14 protein-coding genes are annotated in these 18,464 nt (G+C 73.3%); 9 read left to right on the forward strand and 5 right to left on the reverse strand.

Annotated elements, in window-relative coordinates; all coding sequences use genetic code 11:
• The first annotated feature begins 42 nt into the window (after positions 1 to 42).
• A complete protein-coding gene (locus tag Aau02nite_RS25880; protein ID WP_212991152.1) occupies positions 43 to 2,397 on the forward strand; it encodes a transglycosylase domain-containing protein in 2,355 nt (784 codons plus the stop codon).
• On the opposite strand, the gene Aau02nite_RS47470 is transcribed toward Aau02nite_RS25880, so the two are convergent.
• Entirely contained in the window at positions 2,398 to 3,633 is a 1,236-nt protein-coding gene (locus Aau02nite_RS47470) for a chitosanase (protein ID WP_281421028.1), read from the reverse strand.
• 23 nt (positions 3,634 to 3,656) lie between these two features.
• Positions 3,657 to 3,911 (reverse strand): hypothetical protein, encoded by a 255-nt coding sequence (locus tag Aau02nite_RS25890; RefSeq protein WP_212991153.1) that lies wholly within the window; start codon positions 3,909 to 3,911, stop codon positions 3,657 to 3,659.
• 96 nt (positions 3,912 to 4,007) lie between these two features.
• Here Aau02nite_RS25890 and malQ point away from each other — a divergent pair, with 96 nt between their 5' ends.
• The 3 genes from malQ to Aau02nite_RS25905 are packed head-to-tail and all read left to right on the forward strand — an operon-like array spanning position 4,008 to position 6,361.
• A complete protein-coding gene (gene malQ / locus Aau02nite_RS25895; RefSeq protein ID WP_212991154.1) occupies positions 4,008 to 5,948 on the forward strand; it encodes a 4-alpha-glucanotransferase in 1,941 nt (646 codons plus the stop codon).
• Positions 5,945 to 6,124, forward strand: a complete 180-nt coding sequence (locus tag Aau02nite_RS25900) for an antitoxin (RefSeq protein ID WP_212991155.1) — start codon at positions 5,945 to 5,947, stop codon at positions 6,122 to 6,124. Before malQ ends, Aau02nite_RS25900 begins: the two co-directional genes overlap by 4 nt.
• Positions 6,125 to 6,178: 54 nt before the next feature.
• On the forward strand, positions 6,179 to 6,361 hold the full coding sequence (locus Aau02nite_RS25905; RefSeq protein ID WP_212991156.1) for an antitoxin: 183 nt from the start codon (positions 6,179 to 6,181) through the stop codon (positions 6,359 to 6,361).
• Between the two features lie 27 nt (positions 6,362 to 6,388).
• Here Aau02nite_RS25905 and Aau02nite_RS25910 read toward each other — a convergent pair whose 3' ends face one another.
• Positions 6,389 to 6,775, reverse strand: a complete 387-nt coding sequence (locus Aau02nite_RS25910) for a hypothetical protein (RefSeq protein ID WP_246595439.1) — start codon at positions 6,773 to 6,775, stop codon at positions 6,389 to 6,391.
• Between the two features lie 181 nt (positions 6,776 to 6,956).
• On the opposite strand from Aau02nite_RS25910, the gene Aau02nite_RS25915 reads away from it, so the two are divergent.
• Both Aau02nite_RS25915 and Aau02nite_RS25920 read left to right on the forward strand, forming a co-directional pair.
• Positions 6,957 to 7,910 (forward strand): anti-sigma factor RsbA family regulatory protein, encoded by a 954-nt coding sequence (locus tag Aau02nite_RS25915; protein ID WP_212991157.1) that lies wholly within the window; start codon positions 6,957 to 6,959, stop codon positions 7,908 to 7,910.
• Between the two features lie 90 nt (positions 7,911 to 8,000).
• Positions 8,001 to 11,105, forward strand: a complete 3,105-nt coding sequence (locus Aau02nite_RS25920) for a KR domain-containing protein (RefSeq protein ID WP_212991158.1) — start codon at positions 8,001 to 8,003, stop codon at positions 11,103 to 11,105.
• On the opposite strand, the gene Aau02nite_RS25925 is transcribed toward Aau02nite_RS25920, so the two are convergent.
• Complete coding sequence (locus tag Aau02nite_RS25925; protein ID WP_212991159.1) at positions 11,092 to 12,348, reverse strand: DUF1501 domain-containing protein; 1,257 nt, start codon at positions 12,346 to 12,348, stop codon at positions 11,092 to 11,094. The genes Aau02nite_RS25920 and Aau02nite_RS25925 overlap by 14 nt on opposite strands.
• A 2-nt stretch (positions 12,349 to 12,350) precedes the next feature.
• Positions 12,351 to 13,793, reverse strand: coding sequence for a DUF1800 domain-containing protein (locus Aau02nite_RS25930; RefSeq protein ID WP_212991160.1), 1,443 nt, complete (start codon positions 13,791 to 13,793; stop codon positions 12,351 to 12,353).
• An 81-nt stretch (positions 13,794 to 13,874) separates the two neighbouring features.
• Between Aau02nite_RS25930 and Aau02nite_RS25935 the strand changes: the two genes are divergently transcribed.
• The 3 genes from Aau02nite_RS25935 to Aau02nite_RS25945 all read left to right on the forward strand — a co-directional run bounded on the left by Aau02nite_RS25935 (position 13,875) and on the right by Aau02nite_RS25945 (position 18,333).
• Positions 13,875 to 14,726 (forward strand): spermidine synthase, encoded by an 852-nt coding sequence (locus tag Aau02nite_RS25935; protein ID WP_212991161.1) that lies wholly within the window; start codon positions 13,875 to 13,877, stop codon positions 14,724 to 14,726.
• Positions 14,727 to 14,853: 127 nt separating this feature from the next.
• A complete protein-coding gene (locus Aau02nite_RS25940) occupies positions 14,854 to 16,056 on the forward strand; it encodes a translation initiation factor 2 (RefSeq protein WP_212991162.1) in 1,203 nt (400 codons plus the stop codon).
• A gap of 84 nt (positions 16,057 to 16,140) precedes the next feature.
• Positions 16,141 to 18,333 carry an MMPL family transporter gene (locus Aau02nite_RS25945; protein ID WP_212991163.1) on the forward strand — a complete coding sequence of 731 codons (2,193 nt, stop codon included), beginning with the start codon at positions 16,141 to 16,143 and terminating at the stop codon, positions 18,331 to 18,333.
• The last annotated feature ends 131 nt before the right edge of the window (positions 18,334 to 18,464 follow it).

An 18,464-nucleotide genomic window follows, 5' to 3' on the forward strand; every position in this document is an offset into this window, starting at 1 on the left:
GGGCGGCATTGATTGTCTTCTCACCGGGAACGGATCTCCTTGATGCGCGGACGCGACCACCACTTCGTCACGAACGTGTCCTCGCTGCTGGTATGCGGCTTACTGGCCGGGGTCGCCGTGGCCGCGGCCGCGTTCCCGGCCGTGGCCATGTCCGGGCTGGCGGCCAAGGCCGGCGGCGAGGCCTTCGCGAGCCTGCCCAGTCAGCTCCGGCAGGCCACCGCGCCCCAGCTGACCCGGGTCTTCGCGGCCGACAACAAGACCCTGATCACGGTCTTCTACGACGAGCTCCGCAGCGACGTCCCGCTCAAGAACATCTCGGTCAACATGCAGAACGCCATCGTCGCCGCCGAGGACCACCAGTTCTACAAGCACAACGGCGTCGACGTGAAGGGCTCCGTCCGCGCCCTGGTGAACAACAACCGCGGTGGCGACAAGCAGGGCGCCTCGACCCTGACCATGCAGATGGTCAAGATGTCCCTGTGGTACTCCGCGACCACCCCGCAGGAGGTCGTGGACGCCACCGAGGACACCACCACCCGCAAGGTCACCGAGATGAAGTACGCCATGCAGGTGGAGAAGGAGATGACCAAGCAGCAGATCCTGGAGCGCTACCTGAACGCGGCGCCCTTCGGGAACGGCTCGTACGGCATCTTCGCGGCCAGCCAGGTGTACTTCAAGAAGCACCCCAAGGACCTCACCGTGGCCGAGTCGGCCCTGCTGGCCAGCATGGTGAAGGCGCCGAGCGGCTTCGACCCGACCACGGTCAAGGGCTACCCCAAGGCGCTGGACCGGCGTAACTGGGTGATCGGCAACATGCGCGACCTCGGCTACATCACCCCCGAGGCGGCGGCCGCCGCGATCAAGGTCAAGCTCGGCCGGACCACGCAGCGCACCGGCAACGGCTGTGCGTCCGTGCAGACCAACCACTGGGGCTTCTTCTGCGACTACTTCTACCGGTGGTGGCTCAGCCGGCCCGAGTTCGGCCGGACCGTGTACGACCGCGAACGGCGGCTCAAGAGCGGCGGCTACCGGATCCAGAGCTCGCTGGACATCAAGGCGCAGGCGGCGACGCGCAAGAACGTCAGCGACCGGATCAGCATCAACAACCGCGATGCCCTGCTGCTCGCCGCCGTCCAGCCGGGCACCGGGCGGGTCCGCGCGCTGGCCGCCAACCGCCGCTACAAGCTCGACGTCGAGAACAACAAGATGTCCTCGGACCCGAAGAAGGCGGCCAAGAACATCCGCGGCACCTACCCCAACACCACCAACCCGCTACTCAGCGGCGGTGGCGACATCACCGGCTACCAGGCCGGGTCGGTGTTCAAGATGTTCACGATGGTCGCGGCGCTGGAGAACGGCTACCCGCCGTCGTACCCGATCAACACCACGTACCAGTACAGGTCCGGCTACCGGGACAACGGGCAGGCCTCCTGCGGTGGGTACTGGTGCCCCACGAACGCGTCGAAGGGCGAGAAGGGCCCGTACAACATGTGGACCGGGTTCGGCGCCTCGGTCAACACGTACTTCGTGCCGCTGGCGGAGAGCGTCGGTGCGGACAAGGTGGTCGACGTCGCGCAGCGCTTCGGTGTGCAGTTCCGGTCCCCGCAGGAGAAGGACATGGCCACCAAGCACGCCAAGGACTGGGGCGCGTTCACCCTGGGCGTGTCGGCCTCGACCCCGCTGGAGATGGCCAACGCGTACGCGACCCTGGCCGCCGACGGCAAGTTCTGCTCCCCCACCCCGGTCCAGCAGATCACCACGCTCAAGGGCGAGAAGCTCGACGTCGGCAAGCCGAACTGCCGGCAGGTCACCAAGCCCGATGTGGCGCGGATGGCGATCGATGCGGCCCGCTGCCCGGTCGGCGACTACGCGCAGCTGGGCAGCTGCAAGGGCCGCACGGCCGGCTCCGCCCGCAGCGAGGTGGGCCACCCCATCTTCGGCAAGACCGGCACCACGGACGACGACAAGACGGCGTCACTGATCATCGGGACGACGTCCATGGTCGTGGCCGGCTACCTGGTGAACCCGGACTACCAGGACCACCCGTACCGGCTGAGCCACTCCATCGTCAATCCGGCGGTCTGGGAGACGATGCACGACCTGATGAAGGGCAAGCCGAAGGAGCAGTTCAAGAAGCCCTCCGGCGACAAGATCCCGCAGGGCGAGCAGCGTGGGATCCCGGACGTGAAGTGCCTGAGCGTCGCCGCGGCGACCAGCAAGGTCAAGGGTGCGGGCTTCCTCGTGGGCCCGGGCTCGGAGGTCGCGTCGGACTGCCCGAAGGGCCAGGCGGCGGGCACCTCGCCGGAGGGCCGGACGATCAAGGGCAGCTACGTGAGCATCCAGATCAGCGCGGGCAAGGACGACGCGAAGAAGGACGACAAGCCCGGCGACGACTGATCAGCGGGTCGTGAAGCTGTCGCCGTAGACGCGCCAGCTGAGCGGCCCGTTCAGGTCCAGGTTGCCGGCCTTGAGGAACAGCCGCTGCGCCGTCTCCACCCGGGTCACGTCGCTGTGCGCCTCCTCGGTGCGCATCTCCCTGACCCGGGCGTCCAGGAAGGCGTTGAGCCACACCAGCTCGTCGCCGCCCTGCTTCGGCGTCTTCGCCTTGCGCATGGCGTCGGCGCGGATGCTGCGCAGCCCGGACTGGCCGTGCATCACCGCGGCGTCGTAGTAGGCGAACTGGCCCAGTGCGCGTACCCGGTCCGCGGACGCCAGGGCGACCGCGGGCGCGAAGTACATCCGGTCGCGCTCGTCCTCCTGCGTCTTCTGGAAGGCGGGATCGGCGGCGGCCGCCTTCCAGGCGGCCGGGAAGCCGGGGTCGAGGCCGGCGTGCGAGTCCGACCCGTCCACGGTACGCAGAGCCGGCAGATACCGGGCCAGCTTGTTGCCGGGCACCCGGCGGGTGTACTCGGTCACCAGGGCGAGCATGTCCGAGGTGCCGGAGCAGAAGCCGACGATGCCGCCGGTGTACCCGCGCCCGTCCCCGATGTCCTCCAGGTAGCCGAACTCGCCGCGCCAGTTCAGCGTCGAGTTCTCCGCACTGGAGACCAGTTGCAGCGCGATGGCTTTCTTGCGGGGCTCGGCGAGTCCGGCGGCGAGCACGGACGCCGCCACCGGGGAGGCGTTCTCCACGACCGGTGCGGCCGGCCCGGGCCCGAAGACCTGCACCTCGTACAGCGAGTAGCCGCTCGCCGGGCCCGGCTGGGTGGCGAGCACCCGCAGGAATCGACCGGTGCCGTTGAGCTTCTTGAGGTCGTCGGTGCCACCGTCGCCGCTGCTCGTACGGTAGAGATCCCGCCAGCTCGCGCCGTCACCCGAGACCTGGACCCGGTACGACTTCGCGTACCCGTCGTGCCACCGCAGCCGGACCCGGCTGACGTCCTGGGCCTGGCCCAGGTCGATGCGCAGCCACTGCGAGCCGGCCGCCCCGGCCGTCCAGCGGGTGCTCCCGAAGCCGTCCACCGCTCTGGTGGCGTCCTGACCAGTGCCGGAAACCGTCGACGCGACGACCGGCCGGCCCTTGGAGAGCAGCACGTCCGGCGCCGCGTCGGCGGTGACGGTGATGACCAGGGGCACGGTGCAGACCGCGGCGATCCCCGTGCCCAGCGCGATCGCTTTCGCCCGGATACCCACCCCATCAAGCTAGGGGGGCGGGCTCAGCGACGTTTGCGGTTCCGGGAAATCAGGACGAACGCCAGCACGATGCCGGCGACCACGAGCAGGCAGCACAGGCCACCGAAGATGGGAAGGAAACCGATGCCGCCACGGCGCCGGCGCGAACGGGCCGCCTCCACCGCGAGCTCGGCCGTGCCGTTGCTCGCCGCCCAGGCATGCACGGGGATGACCAGCGTCAGGACGGCGCCTGTCACGGCGGCGCTGAGCCGTGACCACCACTTCACTGCAGAAGACATGCGTTCCATCTTGGCCGACAACCGCAAGACCCGCATGACCGGACTACCACCGGCAGGGCAGGGTATGACCCAGCGGAAACGAATGAGGGGACGGGGATGGACGCGGATCTGACTGCTCTGGCCGAGGCGCACGGGGTGGCCACCTGGTACGAGGACTGGCATCGCGAGCGCAAGGACGTGTCGCCGGAGTCGGTGGTCGGCGTGCTGGGCCTGCTCGGAGTCGACGCCACCTCCCCGGCGTCGATCGCCGCCGGGCTGGCCGAGATCCGGACCGCCCGCGAGCAGCACAGGCTGCCGGGCACCGTGGTCGTCCGGCAGGGCAACACCCAGCCGCTCACCGGCACCATCCAGCTGGAGGACGGCACCCGGGTCCAGGCCGACGGCGAGCTCCCCCGCGACCTGCCGCTGGGCTGGCACCGGCTGGTGACCGGCGACCAGGACGTGACGCTGGTCGTGGTCCCCACCGAGCTGCCCGAGCCGCCGGAGACCTGGGGCTGGATGCTCCAGCTCTACGCCCTGCACTCGGCGGCCTCCTGGGGCATGGGCGACCTCGGTGACCTGCGCAGCTTCGTCCGGGGCAGCCAGGGCGCCGGGATGGTGCTGCTCAACCCGCTGCACGCGATCACCCCGACGGTGCCGGTGCCGGCGTCGCCGTACTCGCCGTCGAGCCGCCGGTTCGCCAACCCGCTGTATCTGCGGGTGGCCGACACCGACGCGTACCGCCGGGCCGACGCGTCACTGCGGGAGCAAGTCGACGCCCTGCGCCCGGCGCCGGCCGCCGACGGGCTCATCGACTACACCGCGGTCTGGCAGGCCAAGAGCGCCGCCCTGGAGCTGCTCTGGCCGCTGGCCGGCGAGGTTGACCTGACCGCCGACCCCGGGCTGACCGACTTCGCGACCTTCTGCGCGCTCGCCGAGGTGCACGGGCCGAACTGGCAGCAGTGGCCGGCCGAGTTCCAGCGCCCGGACTCCCCCGCGGTGCTCGCCGCCCGCACCGGCGACCGGGTCGCCTTCCACGTGTGGCTGCAGCAGCTGCTCGAGGACCAGCTCGGCGCGGCCAACCAGGCCGCCCGGGACGCCGGGATGCCGGTCGGCATCGTGCACGATCTCGCCGTCGGCATCGACCCCAGCGGCGCCGACGGCTGGCTGCTGCAGGACGTGCTCGCCGCCGGGGTGCACACCGGCGCCCCACCGGACGCGTTCAACCAGCTCGGGCAGGACTGGGGGCTGGCCGCGTGGCGTCCCGACCAGCTCATCGAGACCGGGTACGCCGCGTACCGGGACATGTTGCAGCGCATCTTCCGGCGCGCGGGCGGCCTGCGGGTCGACCATGTGGCCGGGTTGTGGCGGCTCTGGTGGGTGCCGCCGGGCATGGGTGCGGCCGAGGGCACGTACGTGCACTACGACCCCGAGGCGATGCTGGGCATCCTGGCGCTGGAGGCGCACCGGGCCGGCGCGGTCGTGGTCGGCGAGGACCTCGGCACGGTGCTGCCGGTGGTCACCGAGACGCTGGAACGCATGAACATGCTCGGCTCGGCGGTGCTGTGGTTCACCCGCGACTACGACGACCCGGCGGAGGGTTACCTGAGCGCGGCGGACTACCCCCGCAACGCGCTGGCCACCATCTCCACCCACGACCTGCCGACGGCGGCCGGTTTCCTGGTCGGCGAGCAGGTACGGGTGCGCGCGGAGCTCGGCCAGCTGGCCGGACCGGTCGAGGACGAGCAGGAGTTCGCCGACAAGGACCGGGCCCAGCTGCTCGTCCGGCTCACCGAGGAGGGCCTGATCACGCCGGACACCCCGGCCCAGGACATCATCGTGGCGATGCACGAGTTCCTGGCCCGCACGCCGTGCCGGCTCATCACCGCGTCGCTCTACGACGTGCTGGGCGAGCTGCGCCAGCCCAACCTGCCGGGCACCACGGACGAGTACCCCAACTGGCGGATCCCCCTCACAGCTAGCCTGGAGGAGATCCTCGCCGACCCGCGGGTGGCCCGGATCGCCGAGGTGCTGAGCGCGAAGAAGGGGACCCGATGAGCTTCCTGGACAAGGCGAAGGAGTTCGCCGCCAAGCACGACAAGCAGGTCGACCAGGTCCTGGAGAAGGTCGGTGACGAGGTCGACAAGCGCACCGGTCACAAGTACACGACCCACATCGACAAGGGCGTGGACGAGGCGCAGAAGCGCACCGGCGAGGGAGACACCCGGGCCTGAGGTTTGCTGCCACCGAGCCCGGGCAACCTCTCCGTACCAACGGAAGGGACTGACATGGGCTTCATGGACAAGGCCAAGGACTTCGCCGACCAGCACGACGAGCAGGTCGACAAGGGCCTTGACAAGGCCGGCGACCAGGTCGACGACCGTACTGGCAGCAAGTACTCGGACCAGATCGACAAGGGCGTGGACCAGGCTCAGACCCGTACCGGTCAGGGCGACACGTCCCAGCAGTGACCTTCGCCTTCCGGGGCCGCTCGCAGCTCAGTTCGCGAGTGGCTCCGGCGGCGGGTCGTCGTCGAGCGCGAAGAGCATCGGATGCACCGCCAGCCGGTGATCCCGCTCCCGGCAGCGCGACGGCGGCAGCAGGGACGAGCGGTGCTCCGGGTGCTCCCCGCAGTGCCGCATCGCGCGGGTGATCGCGTCGCTGTGGTGCCGGCCTCCGCCGTACTCGCCGCAGCTGTCACAGTCCCAGCGCCAGTAGGCCGGCCCGTCCTCCGACTCGTGACGCCGGATCTTGAGCGGCGGTCCCGCGCGGTGCTGGGCGGCGGCGAGGATGGCCGCCATGTCGTCGGCCGGTGGCGGCCCGGCGGCCCGCGTCGGCCCGTTACCGATGATCTCGGCCAGCGCGCTGGTCCCCGTACCCGACACCACTCACCTCCACGTTGATTGGTCGGGCCCAGTGTGGACCGCGGCCCACCGCCGGCAGACAGGTTTCACGTATAAGAGCGGCTCCGTTCACTCGCAGTGGTGCACCGGGAACGCTCAGCTTCCTCCGGCCCGTGTCCCCGGTGTTACCGTGGTCGATCGGCGGTGCTCGGAGGTGGGCCAGGTGCAGGGAAGCGGCGTAGCCGCCGACGCGCGTCCGGCGTTCACCCACTCGGCCTTCTTCTACGACTCCGACACCGCGTACGGCAGCACGCTGGCCGCCTTCATCCGCGACGGGCTGGCCCATGACGAGGCCGTCGCGGTCGCGGCGAACGCCCACTGCACCGGTCTGCTGCGCGACGCCCTCGCCGCCGACGCCGCCGAGGTGCGGTTCCTGCCGGCTGAGGAGTGGTACGTCCGCCCGGTGCGCACGATCGCCGGCTGGTCCCAGCTGCTGCGGGCCGCGGCGTCGAGCGGCCGGTCGTCCATGCGCCTGATCGGGCACACCACCCCGGCCCACGGGGCGCGCGGCTGGGTCCGCTTCGAATCCGCACTGAACAGCTCGCTGGCCGGGCTGCGTGGGCATCTGCTGTGCCCGTACGACCGCAGCAACCTGCCGGCGGCAACCGTACGGACCGCGGAGCTCACCCACCCCCGGCTGTACGACGACGGCTGGCTGGAGAGCGCGGGCTACGAGCCGCCGGAGCGGTTGCTGACCGAGCTGCCCGAGCCGCCGTACCCGGTCACCGGGGAGCCGGTCATCGCCGTACCGGTGCACGACTCCGTCGCCGGCCTGCGCGCGCAGGTCCGGGCGCGGGCCGCCGCGGAGGGCTGGCTGCCGGCCGACCGCGTGGAGAACCTCCTGCTGGCCCTGAGCGAGGTCGCCACCAATGGCATCCGGCACGGCGGTGAGCATCGGGAGCTGCGCGTCTGGCTGACCGACGACGCGGTGGTCTGCGAGGTCACCGACGACGGGCGGGTGCCGCCCGGGCCGCTGGCGGGCTACCTGCCCCCGCGGCCGGGCCGGATCGGCGGCATGGGCCTGTGGCTGGTCCAGCAGCTCTGCGACGCGATGGCGATCCGCTCGGTGGACGGGCTGACCCGCGCCCGCTTCGCGCTGCGCCGCAGCCCCGCCTGACCGGGGTAACCCCCGCCGTTTCCCGGGCACGACGCGCCGCCCTGTGTCCGAATAGTACGGATCAAGCCGTCCTATCCGAGGAGACTTCCCGTGCCCTCTACCCCGCACGTCCCCCAGTCCGCCGCGCCCGTATCGGCGGCGCCGGCGCAGTCCCCCGACCCTCCCGGCTGGGAGACGCTGGAGCTGGCGCGGCACAGCGCGGAAGCGCACGCGACCTTCCAGCGGCTGATGACCGAGGCACACCTGGAGTACCTGCGGGTCATCGAAGCCCTCACCGGCCGCCCGGCCGAACCGGACCGTCCCACCCGCGCACCGGCCAACACGCCGGCCGGCCGCTGGGCCGCGCCGGCGACCAGCCCCAACCGGCGGGCCTGGCCCGCGGCCGGCACCAACCGCCGGGCCGAGCCGGTCACGGGCGCGGAGCACCGGGCCGGACCGCAACCACCGGCGACCGGCGCCGAGCACCGGACCGGCACGCTGCGCCCGACCGCCGGGCCAGACCCCCGGGCCGGGGCGCTGCCCCCGGCGGCCGGGACAGACCAGCGGGCCGGCACGATGCCTCCCGCCGCGGGGGTGGACCACCGCGCCGGGCCGGTCCCGCCGACCCCGGACACGGAACGCCGGACCGGGCTGCCGGCCGAGCCGCAAGGCCCGGCGACGTCGCCCACCGCCGTCCCGGCTCAGCCGGACCGCCAGGGAACAGCCACCGAGACAGTCGCGCCGGATGCGACCACCGAGCGAGACCCCGGTGAGGCCGCCCCGGCAGCCGAAACCGCCGAGGCCGCCCGGACCGCTCCGGCCGACGGGACAACCGCCACGGACGCCACCGGGCCCGGCGAAGCCACCGAGCGTGACCCGATGGATCCCGACCCGGCCGACACCGGCTTCATCGAGCCCACCTTCCCGGGCCTGGCCGGCTTCGACTTCGGCGCGGCCCCGGCCGACCCGGCCGACCTCACCCAAGCCGACCCAGCCGACCTCACCCACGCCGACCCGGCCGGCCTCACCCACGCCGACCCGGCCGGCTTCCTCCGGACCAGGCCGTCCGGTCTCACCCAGACCGGGCCACAGGAAGTCGACGTGGTCCGGCTGACCATGTCGTGGGCGCAGACCCCGCTCGGCGGGCTCGCTCCGCCCGGCCTGCACGCCGGCCCGGTCCACGTCGTCGACGGCGGCAGCGGCCTGGCCACCGCCGTGGCCGCCGAGCTCACCGCGCGCGGCCTGGCCGCCGAGGTCGCCACCCATCCGGGCCTGGGCGGCGTCATCTTCCTCGGCGGCATGGCCCGTCCCGCCTCCACCGAGGAGGCGATCCAGGCGCAGCTCACCGCCCTGTGGCTGGCCCGCAACGGCAAGGACCGCGGGATCTTCGTGACCGTCGCCGACACCGTGAGCGGCCGGGCCGGCGCCTGGCTGGGCGGTCTGGTCGGGCTGGTCGGCGCGGTCGGCCGGGACCGGCCTTCGGCGTCCGCCATCGCCATCGAGTGCGAGCGCGGCGATCGTGATCCCGCGGCCGTGGCCGTGCTGATCGCCGACGAGCTCACCCGGGGCGCGGGCGCCCAGCGGGTGCGGGTCGCCGCGGACGGCACCCGCTCGGTGGGCCGGCTGGTGTCGGCCGGGGCCGGGGCACCGCGCGAGCGGATCATCGGGCCGGATTCGGTGATCGTCGCGTCCGGTGAGGCCCGCGGGTTCTGCGGTGCGGCGCTGGTCGAGCTGGCCCGCTCGGCCCGGTGCCGGCTGGTGCTGCTCGGCCGTACCCCGCTGGCCGCCGAGCCGGAGCACCTGGCCGGCGCGGCCGACGAGGTGTCGCTGATGCGCAAGTTCGCGGCCGGCACCGGCGGGCCGGACGGGCTGGCCGGGATGCGGCTGCGGGCCCGGGCGGTGCTGGCCACCCGCGAGATCCGGCAGACGATCGCCGCCTGCGTGGCTGCCGGTGCCGAGGCCCGGTACGTGCACGCCGACGACCGCGACGCCGACCGCCTCATGGCCGAACTCGACCTGGTCCGCTCGGAGTGGGGCCCGATCACCGGAGTGCTGCACTGCGCCGAGGTCGTCGCCGACCGGCGCCCCGGTGAGAAGTCCGCGGCCGACGCCGACCGGGCGCTGAGCACGCACCTGGCCGGCCTGCCGGCGCTGCTCGCCGCCACCGCGCAGGATCCGCTCGACACCCTGATGCTCTTCTCCTCGGTGGCCGGCTGGTCCGGCGACCTCGGCGACGGCACCCAGGCCCTGATCGGTGCCACCCTGGACCGGATCGCCGAGGCGGAGCAGCGCCGCCGCCCCGGTTGCCTGGTCCGCGCGCTGGCCTGGGATCCGGCCGGCGAGGCCGGCCCGGTGCCGGGTGATGCCGGGACGGTTCCGGTCCACGCGCGCGCCGCGGCGTTCGTCGCCGAGCTGGCCGTCGACGGTCCCGCCCACATCGTGCTGACGCCCCGCTCGACGGTCCCGGACCGGGCCCAGCCGGCCAGCGTCGCCGTCGACGCCGGCACCCACCCCTGGCTCGCCGATCACCGGCCGCAGGACGTCGCGATCCTGCCGCTGGCGGCCGGGCTGGGCTGGATGGCCGCGGCTGCCCGGGTCCGCGAGCAGGACGCCGTGCTGACCGGTGTCCGGGTGCTGCGCCCGGTGGCGACCGAGCATCCGCAGACCATCGGGGTGACGGTGTTCGGCCGGGAGGTGTGGCTGAGCAACGACGCCGGCGAACCGTGCTTCCGGGCCGGTTTCGGCGCGCCCGGGCCGGACCGCGAGTGGCGGCCCGCCGGCGACCCGGCCCGCTTCCCGGGCAGCTCGGTCTACGCGGGCCGGCCGCTGTTCCACGGCCCGCGGCTGCACGTGGTCCGCTCGCTGGGCGAGATCGGTCCCGAGGGGGTCGTCGGCACGGTTCTCGGCGCCCGGGCGATGGGTTGGCCGGACGACGACCTGCCGGTGGACCTGGCTGCCCTGGACGGTGCGCTGCAGCTCAGCGGCGTCTGGGCGATGGACGAGCATCGTCCGGTGCTGCCCATGGGCGTGGCCGAGTGCCGCATCCACCGCTGGGGCCGGCTGCCCGGCCCGGCGCTGTGCATCGTGGCCGACGGCCACCACGACGACCGCGGTGCCCGCTGCGACGCGGCCCTGGTCGGCCCGGACGGTGAGCTCTGGGCCGAGCTGCTGGGCATCGAGTTCACCGCCCCGCCCGGCCCGCTCAGCGGGCGCTGACCAGTCCCAGACTGCTGGGCCTGACGCCGGGGAAGACGCTCGCCACGTCGCTGATGCCGCACCGGGCCCGCAGGATCTCCCCGATGACCGCGCGGTAGTCGGTCGTCACGGCCAGGTCGCCGTCCACCAGCTGGGCGGCGGCCAGGCCGGGCCAGCGGCCGTGCACCTTGCCGCCGCGGACGCCCCCGCCGAGCACGAGCATGGCGTTGCCGTAGCCGTGGTCGAGGCCGCCGGAGCCGTTCTGGCGTACCCGCCGGCCGAACTCGCTGATGGTGACCAGGGTGACCCGGCCCAGCCCGGCCGGGCCGAGGTCCGTGGCGAACGCCGCCAGCGCCTTCGCGAGATCCGCCAGGTGGTCGTACATCTTCTTGCCGGGGGCCGCCGCGCCCAGGTTCTCGTGCATGTCCCAGTCGCCGGAGTCGACGGTCGCGCTGAGCAGGCCGACGTCCGCCTTGATCAGCCGGGCCACGTCGCGCAGCGCGGCCCCCAGCTCGGTGTCCGGGTACGCGGCCCCGTTGGCCGGCTGGTACCCGGCGGCCTTCAGCTGTCCCGCCGTGGCCAGCGCCCCGGTCGTCATGGCCGTGGTCTGCGCCAGGGCCTGCGGTGCGCCGGCGTACAGGGCGGCCATGGTCGCGGCCATCGGGCGCTTCGGGTCCTCGCCGGACAGCACGAAGTCGTCGATCGAGGTCAGCCCCAGGTTCGGCGCCGGGCCGGCCAGGACCCGGGCGGGCATCGCGCTGCCCACCGACACCGCGTCGAACGGATGGTCCGCGCCGAGCCGGCCCGTCATCCGGTCCAGCCATCCGGTGCGCAGGGTGGTGCCGGGCGCCGCGCGTTCCAGCTCCTCCATCGCGGAGAAGTGCGAGCGGTTCGGGGCCGGCTGGCCGACGGCGTGGACCGCGCCGAGCGTGCCCGCCCTCCAGAACGGCAGCAGCGGCGCCAGCGCCGGGTTCAGCCCGAAGTACGAGCCGCGCCCGATCAGCTGGGACTTCGGCACGGCGATACCCGGCCGGGCGGCGTAGTACCCGGGGTCGCCGGCCGGCACCACGGCGGACAGCCCGTCGAAGCCGCCGCGCAGCGACAGCAGCACCAGCACGTCGCCGGCGTACGAGCTGTCGGCCGCGAAGGCCAGCTGGGTGGCGAGCTGCTCACCGACCAGCCCGGCGAAGGCACCGGCGGCGCCAGCGGCGAGCACCTTGCGACGGGTGACCGGAACACAGTCACAGGCCTCGACAACGGACATGGTCACCTCAGGGCGAAGTAGGGAGAGTTGAGCAGCAGAGCGGCCAGGTACGGGAACGCCCAGCCGACCGCGGCGTCGTTCGCCTTCAGGGCCGAGGCGGGCGTCTTGCCGTAGTACGCGGCGATGGCCGTGGTGTGCGCCGGGGCCAGGGTGCGGCCGACCAGCCGGGTGGCGACCGCGTCGATCAGCGCGCCGTACGTGGCCGGGACCGTACCGGCGAAGGCGGTGACCAGCGACGCCGGCCGCTGCAACGTGCCCGGCCACCAGCCGGCGGCGATGTTCAGGTGCGCGTTCCAGCGCACGATCTGCCCGGACGGGGACGCCCAGGCGGCGGCGACGTCGGGGTAGCCGTTCGGCGGTGCCCAGGCCATCGGCGCCTGCCCGGCGGACTCGGTGATCCAGTACAGCGCTTTGAGCGCCTGGGTGCCGGACTTCTCGGGCTGGTAGCCGAGCGTGCGGACCGTCGCGACGATGTCCTCCAGCGGCGTACGGGTCTTGGCGCCGACGGAGGCGGCGAACTCGGCCGAGCCGAACAGCGCCCGCAGCACCGGGGCGATCGCCGTCCGGTTGTCCAGGTAGACCTTGGCCAGCCTGGTCACCAGCGCGGGCGGCGGTTCGTCGGCGACGAAGCGGACGCAGAGTCTGGTGGCGATGCGCTTGGCGGTCGCCGGGTGCAGAGCCAGGTAGTCGAGCAGGGCCAGGGCCGCGGCCTCACCCCGGGTGGCGCTCGTGTTGGCGTGCCGGAAGCCGAGCACCTTGACCGCGCCGGTGGCGTGCCGGCCCGCGTCGTACCGGTAGCGCCCGTTGTCCCAGCTGACCGTCATGCCGGTGAGCAGCCGGGCGGCGTTCTTGACGTCGGACTCGGTGTAGCCCAGCCCGACCGTGTGCAGTTCCAGCAGCTCGCGGCCGTAGTTCTCGTTCGGCGCGGCCTTGGTGGAGAAGCGGTTGTCGAGGTAGGTCAGCATCGCCGGATGCTGGGCGGACGCCTTGAGCATGTCGGCGAACCGGCCCAGCGCGTGCGGCCGGATCACGCTGCGGTCGTAGTCCTGCCGGCTGTCCCAGACGTCGCCGGAGGGGTTGGTGACGTTGAGGTGGTTGGACCAGAAGTCGGCCATCACCTCGAACAGCTGCCGCTCACTCCAGATCGCCCGGGCCATGGTGGCGCAGCCCAGTTCGAACATGGTGTCCCAGCCGTACATCTTGAGCGCGCCGCTGCGCACCCGGGCCCGGACACCGTCGATGGTGAGCCGGCTCAGCGGCAGCCGGGCGACCAGGTCGTCGGCGACCGGGTCGGCGATCGCGGCCGGCTCGAGCTGCCGCTCCAGCCAGGCCGGCGCGCCGAGGCGGCGGATCTCGGCCGTCGACTCGGGGGTCGGACCGTACGTCGCGCGGCGCAGCAGGTGCAGCAACGGGTCACCGGGGAGGAAATCCGCAGTCGCCGTCACGACCTCGACGTCGGCCCGCGAACGCCGATTCCCAGGGTTCCCGCCGCCGTGCTACCGGATCGCAACCGACATACTGCTGCCATGGCGCAGCGCAGACGGGGCGAGCGGCGGGTCGAGACCGTCGGCTCGGGCGTCGCCGAGCTGGTCGGGGACCCGGACCGGGCGTCGGGCTGGACGCTGTTGCTCGACGGTGCCCCGCAGTCCCACGTCGACCTGGCCGACCCGGCGCACCTGGAGTTCGAGTACATCCGCCGGATGGCCGCCGCCATCGACCTCATCGCGCCGGCCGGTGCGCCGCTGCGCGTGCTGCACCTCGGCGGCGGCGCGCTCACGCTGCCGCGCTACGTGGCCGCGACCCGGCCCGGGTCGCCGCAGCGGGTGGTGGAGATCGACGGGCCGCTGGTCGAGCTGGTGCGCCGCGAACTGCCCTGGGATGCCAAGGCCAAGATCCGGGTACGCGTGGGCGACGCCCGTGAGGCCGTCACCGGCATGCGCGACGACGGGTACGACGTGGTCGTCGTAGACGTCTTCGCGGGCTCGCGCACCCCGGCGCACCTGGCTTCGGTGGAGTTCATGCGCGAGGTGGCGCGGGTGCTGGCGGCGCCGGGCTGGCTGATCGCCAACGTGGCGGACGGGCCGCCGCTGCGCTATGCCCGTACCCAGGTCGCCACCATCCGGGCCGCGCTGCCGCAGGCGTGCCTGGTCGCCGACGCCGCGGTCCTGCGCGGGCGGCGCTTCGGCAATCTCGTCGTGCTCGCCGGGCGGACCCCGCCGCCGGTCCCCGAGCTGAGCCGGCGCGCGGCCGGGGACTGGTTCCCGGGCCGGGTCGAGACTGACCTCGATCGATTCACGTCCGGTCAGCACCCGGCGACGGATATCGACGCCCTTCCCTCTCCGGCCCCTCCGGAGGGACTGTTCAGCGCGCGGCCCTAGACAGCAGTACGGACGCCGTCGACCGAAGGTTCACGGGCTCCCGGCCGGGGGTGCCGTCGTTCCACGATGAGCCAATTTCACGTCCCCGCGACTTGTCCGGCCCCGGCTGGATCGATCTAATCGAGACATGCCGGATTCGCATTTCCTCCCCACTGCGCTTCCCACCGGCCACTCCGACGTCTTCGGCCCGCTGCCGGGCGGTGAGCGCCCCCTGTGGCAGGGCCGGTGCGCCGTCGCCGAGTACGCCTTCGCCGCGGCGGCGTCCCTGCCACGCTGGGCACTCCCGGAGAGCACCGAGGTCCTCGTCACCGACAACCGGGTGCTGTACGCGTACACCCGCTCGGAGTCGCCCGACGACCTCGAGGTCACCTCGGGTGAGCTGCGCTGGCTCTACCCGCAGCACCTGCGGGTGCAGCCCGGCGCCCGCACCACGGGCCGCGCGGCCGCCGCGGCGCAGATCCAGCTCGTGTGCGCCGCCTCCGACGACTCGTTCCCGGCGCTGGTGTTCGCGGGCGGCGATCTGGGCACGATCGGCGACGCCGACAAGCTGGCCAACCTGATCCGGCACGCGATCGCCCGGTTCCGGGTCGACCACGCGGAGCAGCTGGGCCTGTCGACCCCGCAGGCCCGGATGCTGTCCCGGCTGCTGATCGGCCCGGAGTTCAGCAACTTCCAGGGCGGCGAGGGCCAGACGGTCACCATGCTCGGCGCCCTGCCGGTGCACCGCCCGGCCGACCCCGGACCGGCGGCCGGACCCGAGCTCGACGTCGCCGTGTACGAGCCGCGCAGGCTGGCGATGGACGACGCGGACCACGACAGCCTGCTCCTCGCCTCCCTGCACCAGGACATCCCGCCGCGCTACGAGCCCCAGCCCCAGGACAGCGCCTCTTCGCCAGCGGACAGTGGCACGAGGATGCGGCTGCCGGGCAACCGGCCAGGGCTGGCCGCCGACGAGGCGCGGGCCCTGCGGGCGGCTGCGGCCGAGCAAGCCACCCACGTCAACCAGCCGGATCTCGCGTCCCGCGCGGCCGACCTCGCCGCCCGGATCGCCAGCCTGGTCTCCACCGCCGACGACCGGGCCGCCGACCAGGCCGTCGCGGACCGGGCCGCAGCCGAGCAAGCCGCTGCCGAGCGAGCCGCCGCCGAGCGCGTGCGAGCTGTGGAGGAGGTCGACCTGTCCGAGGTGCCGACCACCGACCTCACGGCCCGGGCCGCCCACGTCCGCCGCGCCGCCGCCCGCTTCGCGACCAACGCGGCGAAGGGCAAAGCCGGGGTACGCCGGCCCGAGCCCGAGATCGGCTCGAACACCCGGGGCCAGCGCCCCCGCTGAACCTGATTCGCCGCCCCGGCCCCCACCGATCGCTACCCTGACCAGGACAGACATGCCTGTCAGCGAAGATCGGACAGCGTCGCCATGGCCCAGCTGTTGTACCGCCTCGGCCGTTTCTCGTTCCGGCGCCGGCGGTTGGTGGCCGGCCTGTGGGCGCTGGTTCTCCTCCTGCTCGCCGCCGGGGCGCTCACGCTCGGCGGCAGGACCGTGGACACGTTCACCATCCCGGGCACCGAGTCCCAGGAGGCCCTGGACGCGCTCAAGCGGGATCTGCCCGATGCCGGAGGCGCCTCCCTGACCGTGGTCGTCCAGGCTCCCGCCGGCACGCGGCTGCCGGACCCGATCACCCGGGCCGCCGTCGCCGACGTGGTCGAGCAGGCGGCCGCGCTGCCCGGTGTCGTCGCCGTGGTCGATCCCTACGCTTCGAAGCGGATCGACCGGACCGGCACGATCGGCTTGATCAGCGTGCAGTACACCAAGGGCGCGGACGATCTGAGCGCCGCCGACCGGGAAGCCTTCGACACGCTGGCGTCCGACGGCACGGATCAGCGCCCGCGGGTGGTTCCGGGCGGGGTGAGCGGCGGCGGACCGGAGATCGGCGCAACCGAGATCATCGGGGTGGCGGTCGCGGCCCTCGTCCTGGTCGTGACCTTCGGTTCGCTGGTCGCGGCCGGGATGACCCTGCTGACCGCTCTCGTCGGGGTCGTCGCCGGCATGTGCGGGCTGCTGCTCGTGACCGCCGTGGTGGAGGTGTCGTCGACCGCCCCGGTGCTCGCATTGATGCTGGGCCTGGCCGTGGGGATCGACTACGCCCTGTTCATCGGGTCGCGGCACCGGACGCAGCTCGCCGCGGGGATGGCCGCGGAGGAGTCCGTCGCCCGGGCCACCGCGACCGCGGGCTCGGCGGTGACCTTCGCCGGCGCCACGGTGGTGATCGCGCTCGCCGGGCTCAGCCTGGTCGGTGTCCCGTTCCTCACCGCGATGGGTCTCGCCGCCGCCGGGACGGTGCTCACCGCCGTACTCGTGGCGCTCTCTCTGCTGCCCGCCCTGCTCGGCTTCGCCGGCGGCCGGGTGTTGCCCCGCGGTCTGCGCAACCGCGGCGCGCACGCCCGGCGGGCGGCCGAGGACGGCTTCGGCTTCACCTGGGCCCGCTGGGTGACCCGGTTCCGGATCCCGGTCGTGATCGTGGTCGTCGGCGGGCTGGGGGTGCTCAGCGTGCCGGTCCGGGACATGCGGCTGGCGCTGCCGGACAACGGGACCGCGCCGGCCGGGTCCCACCAGCGGGTCGCGTACGACCTGACCACCGCCGCCTTCGGGGCCGGCGCCAACGGTCCGCTGCTGGTGGTCATCCGCGGCCCGCGCAAGGACACCGTCGCCTCGCTGGCCGGCCGGGTGACCGCCGCGGTCCGCAAGCTGCCGGACGTCGCCGCGGTCAGCCCGGGACCGGCCAACGCCGCCGGCACCACCCGGGTCGTGCTGGTCACACCGGCCAGCGGCCCGAGCAGCGCGGAGACCGCCCGGCTGGTCCGCGACCTGCGCGACTCGGTCACCCTGATGGCCGGCGGCAGCACCAGCGTGGCGGTCACCGGCGCGACCGCCGTCGGCGTCGACGTGTCGCAGAAGCTCACCGCGGCGCTGCCCCGCTACCTGGGTGTGGTCATCGGGCTGTCGTTCCTGCTGTTGCTGCTGGCGTTCCGCTCGGTGCTGGTGCCGTTGAAGGCGGCGGCCGGCTTCCTGCTCACCACCGGCGCCACCTTCGGCATCACGGTGGCGGTGTTCCAGCTCGGCCGGGCGGCGGACCTGTTCGGCGTGGACCGGCCGGGGCCGCTGGTGAGCTTCCTGCCGATCATCATGACCGGCGTGCTCTTCGGGCTGGCCATGGACTACGAGGTGTTCATCGTCTCCCGGGTCCGCGAGGACTTCGTGCACGCCGGGCCGCCGAGCGACGCCACCGCGACCGCCGCCACCGTGGCCGGGGTCGGGCACGGCGCCCGGGTGGTGACGGCCGCGGCGCTGATCATGGCGGCCGTCTTCGGCGGCTTCGTGCTGATCGACGACCCGACCATCAAGGCGATCGGCTTCGGGCTGGCGCTCGGGGTGCTCATCGACGCGTTCATCGTCCGGATGACGCTGGTGCCCGCCGTGCTCACCCTGCTGGGCCGCCGGGCCTGGGCCTTCCCGCGCTGGCTGGACCGGATCACGCCGCGGGTGGACATCGAGGGTGACACCCTGCGCCGGCCGGAGCCCGCCGAGGCACCCGAGCTGGTCAGACTCTGACGAAGCAGGTGCCGGCGGCGACCCGCTCGTCGTGCACCCGGTGGGCCCGGCGCAGGAGGTTCATGAGCTCGTCCTCCTGGCGGATCCGGGCCCGGTACTTCTCCGGCAGGCGCTTGATGCGGGCCTCCTCG

This window comes from Actinoplanes auranticolor (genome assembly GCF_018332655.1).
GTDB lineage: Bacteria > Actinomycetota > Actinomycetes > Mycobacteriales > Micromonosporaceae > Actinoplanes > Actinoplanes auranticolor.